This is a genomic window from Paenarthrobacter sp. CM16 (assembly GCF_013179505.1).
Classification (GTDB): Bacteria; Actinomycetota; Actinomycetes; order Actinomycetales; family Micrococcaceae; genus Arthrobacter.
In genome coordinates this window covers 1-3,819 of sequence record NZ_JABMCX010000375.1, presented here as the reverse complement: position 1 = coordinate 3,819, position 3,819 = coordinate 1, and the positions used below count along the sequence as shown (strand labels likewise).

Sequence of the window (3,819 nt, the reverse complement as noted above, 5' to 3'; positions counted from 1 at the left end):
TGCGCTCATGCCTTCCCAGCCGCTGCCGACCTGCACACGCGCGAGCCAGCCGCCGGAGCCGTTGCCGGGGTAAAGCCACAACACCCCGCCGCCGTCACGGGCCAAGACATCGGCGTTGCCGTCTCCATTGAAGTCGCCGGGAGACACCAGGGCGCTCATGACGTTCCAGCCTTGTCCCACCTGGACACGGGGCAGCCAGCCGCCGGAGCCATCGCCGGGGTAGAGCCAGAGCACCCCCGCTGTATCTCTAGCCAAAATGTCTGCCTTGCGATCTTTATTGAAGTCGTTCTTGAGGGGCTGCTCCGCATTTCCGTCAATGACGCCCACGGAATCACTCTCGGCGTTGACCACGTAAACCCTGTTGTTGGACGTGTTCACGACTGCAGCGTCGGGTTCCTGACCGGTGTAAAGCGCAATGCTGGTGTTGTTTCGGCCATCAATAACGGTGGCTCCACGGCCAGTCTGGGTGGCGTAGATCTTATTGTTGGACGGGTTTACCACGATGCTGCGAACCCTGGTAGCCGTGGCTATGTGCGCAGTTTCCGTCAGGGTAGTGCCGTCGATCACCTTGACGGATCCGTCGCTGCTCCAGGTGTCGGATTCAACGTAGACCTTGTCGGTAGCAGGGTTCACAGCCAAAGTTCCCAGTGGGCTTTCGGACGCCATGGATCCTACGATCGTGTCGCTGGCGCCGTCGATGACTTTGACGCTCGATCCATATTTTGGAGTCGTCGTGAAGTAGATCCTGTTTTTTGACGGATTGATCGTGATAGCGCCGATCCCGTCCGCACCCACAGATACCGTTGACGTGATCTTGCCGCTGGCATCGATCACTTTCACAGTTCCACCGGAAAGTGCGTAGACCTTGTTGGTGCTTGTATTGACCGCGATGTCCAGAGCTCCCGTGGAGGTCGGGATAGGCGTGGCTGTGTTTGTGGCGCCATCGATGATCTTAAGGCCAGCTGGTGTGCTGACATAGACCTTATTGGTCTTTTCGTTCACCGCGAGGACGCCCGCTTTGGCGCCAACAGGGACGATTGTCGCTGCGTTGGTTACTCCGTCAAGCACGGCGACAGAGTTCGCATCGCTCACATAGACCTTGTTGGTCTTTGAGTTCACCGCGACATCCGACGGATAGTCAGATGGCAGGTATATGCGCCCGCCGCCGCTTCCCCCGACGCTGAAAATGCCCTCCCACGTGGCCACATACGCCGTATCGGTTGAAGTGTTCACGGCGATTGACGCAGGCCGGTCGCCCACTGGGACGACGTCGTCAACTGCATCTGCGGTCGCAGGCGAGGCCGAGGTTCCCAACAACACGGTCATGGCCAAGCCGAGCGAAACAGCCCCGACCGCAGTTCTGCGCCGGTTTGGTGCGTTCACCGTCCCCCACGCGCGCGAACGATCCAAAACAGCAGTCATTGAAACCCCCGGAAGTAGTGACGCGGAAGCGCGTCTTCATGGGAATTGTATAGCCCGATTAGCACGGCCGGTGAATGCTACTGATGCTCTGCGAGTGGTCTTGGGGCAGGGACGAAAAGTCTCGGGGGAGCCGAGGGCCTCTTGCTCCAAGTAAAGGACCAAGCTGAGTTTTTTTCGAGAGAGAGAGAATGACGCAGTAATTGTGCGGGAATCACGAAAAAGCGTCATCTCCTTTGGTTCTATTGCCAGTGGTGACGCTGGACGTTACGGTGTGATCACCATCACCGCATCGTGTTCTACTTCTGGGGGCATTACATGAAACGTTCTATGGTCGCTTTAGCGGGCGCTCTTGCGCTTGCGCTTACGGGCGCAGCCTCTCCGGCTTTTGCCACTACAGCCATCACACCTGCACAGGTCACTACCGGATTTGCAGGCTCAGCATACGGTTCCTACATCTTCAACACTGACAAAACACTGACTTCCGGTCCCACCGCGAGTGCAAGCATTGCCTGTACTGGCGCAACGGGAAAGACAGCCTCCAACAATGTCAGCGGACTAAACGTCCCCGCCGTTGGAACTGTCGGCAATGCGACCACGACCGTCAAGACAGTTCTCACCACAACCGGTAAACGAATTGAGGGCAAGTCCACGGTTGCCGGGGCGAATCTCTTGGGTGGTCTCATCACAGCCGGCGCTATAACCTCCGAAAGCACGGCCGATAAGAACACGGCAGGTGCCTTTGCCGGGACGAATAAAACAACGATCGCCGACCTCAAAGTGTTGGGCATTGCTGTAAATGCCAACCCGGCAGCAAATACCGTTATCGATCTCAAGGTGCCGCTTCTGGGCTCGGTAGGAAAAGTTACGCTGAACGGTCAGGAGAAGCGCTTGGTCGGCACCACCTATCAAGTCTCCACTACAGCCCTCCGGGTGGAGATCCTGAAAGCCGGGCTCCTTGGCCTGAAGGTTGGTACAGACATCCGCCTCGGCGTAAGTAACGTCAAGTTGACCCCGCCGCAGACCGGCTATCTAGCTGGGACAGGTTACGGTACGAGGGCTACCCTGGCGTCGGGTCTCATTGGGTCCGGCCCGACTGCACTGGCATCCGTCAAATGCAGTGGAGGAACGACCACGGCGAATGTAGCGGCCGTGAACATCCCCGGTGTGGCCTCTGCCGGGGCTTCGGTGACGACGGCTACGGGCGTTCTCACACCTGAGGCGAAAAGCGCCGTGGTCAATACCATTAGCGGAGTCAATGTTCTGAATGGCGTCATTAAGGTTGACGCGATCAAGGCCGAAACGAGCGCAAGCCGCGCTCCGGGTGGGGGCGCAGTCAAGCTGACGGACACGTCCACCTTCACGAATCTCCGGATCGCTGGATTGCCCGCAATCAACGCTTCTGTTGCGCCAAACACGGTAATTCAGGTTCCAGGCCTAGGCCAAGTCACTTTGCACAAAGTCAGCAAGTCATCGACCACAATTATTGTCACTATGGTTGAGATCGTACTTAGCCAAGCCCTTGGGACTCTTCCTACAGGGTCAAGAATCCAAATCGGATACTCCAACTCAAGCGTCGGAGCATAAGCCCGTGGTGTTCTGACTCATCGATATTTCATAGCAAGGACCATAAGGTCCCGCCAACGTCGAGTTGGCGGGACCTTATGGTGTTGTGCAGCCGTTTAGTTGACTTCCGGATACTCTGCCTGGAGCTTGGGCAATCCATAGAGGTTTCGGGACTCCAGCAACTGTAGGCAACTGGGCGTGTGCCGTGGCATCGGATAGTGTCGTCTGCGGGCCAAGTGCCCACGACCTGTACTGCTAACTCCCAGGAGAACCCCACTTTTATGAGACGCGCACTCTCTGCTGCAATGATCACGCTCGCTCTTGCTGGGTGTTCGGCTCCGAGTCAGTCTGAGCCATCGCCCACGACGACGCAGTCCAAGCCAGCAGTCCCGAAGGTGACGGAGGAACAGAGCGCGGACCTGATGAAACGCATCTCTCCTGTGGCTCCGAAGTTCACGCAGGAAGAGATAGCAACCAACTCCCGCTATGTCTGTGCGGCCATGCTCCAGGGCGGAAGTGACAAAGCGCTCGTGGCTACAGTGGTCAAGCATTTCAATCGCGCCGACGATCCGATAGCCGATACCGAGGCGGCGGGGGTCGTAGAGGCCATCCGAGCCAACGGTTTCTGCAAAGATGGCGCAACCTCTTAGACGCTTACGAGGCTATGAGAAAGCCCCTGTATGCGATGACCTGCGCGTACAGGGGCAAAAGCTCATCAAGACATGATGTCGAGTCCGGGACTAGTTTCCTTTTTCCAGAGCATGGGCCGTGACATAGGCGCCTAACTGGTCCTTGGAAAGGGCTCCTGCGATGTCCGAGATGGCTGCTGTATCG

General features: G+C 57.6%; 3 protein-coding genes. 2 read left to right on the top strand and 1 reads right to left on the bottom strand.

Annotation, left to right across the window (positions count from 1 at the left end):
* The coding region (locus HP499_RS25315) for an FG-GAP-like repeat-containing protein (protein WP_172326221.1) at window positions 1–1,422 on the bottom strand (1,422 nt) is incomplete at its 3' end.
* Between the two features lie 291 nt (window positions 1,423–1,713).
* Here HP499_RS25315 and HP499_RS21975 point away from each other — a divergent pair.
* Together HP499_RS21975 and HP499_RS21970 are read left to right on the top strand one after the other, a co-directional pair.
* The gene (locus HP499_RS21975) at window positions 1,714–3,006 is read left to right on the top strand and encodes a choice-of-anchor P family protein (RefSeq protein WP_172326220.1); all 1,293 of its coding nucleotides are present in this window, start codon (window positions 1,714–1,716) and stop codon (window positions 3,004–3,006) included.
* 260 nt (window positions 3,007–3,266) lie between these two features.
* Window positions 3,267–3,635, top strand: a complete 369-nt coding sequence (locus tag HP499_RS21970) for a hypothetical protein (protein ID WP_216660241.1) — start codon at window positions 3,267–3,269, stop codon at window positions 3,633–3,635.
* The last annotated feature ends 184 nt before the right edge of the window (window positions 3,636–3,819 follow it).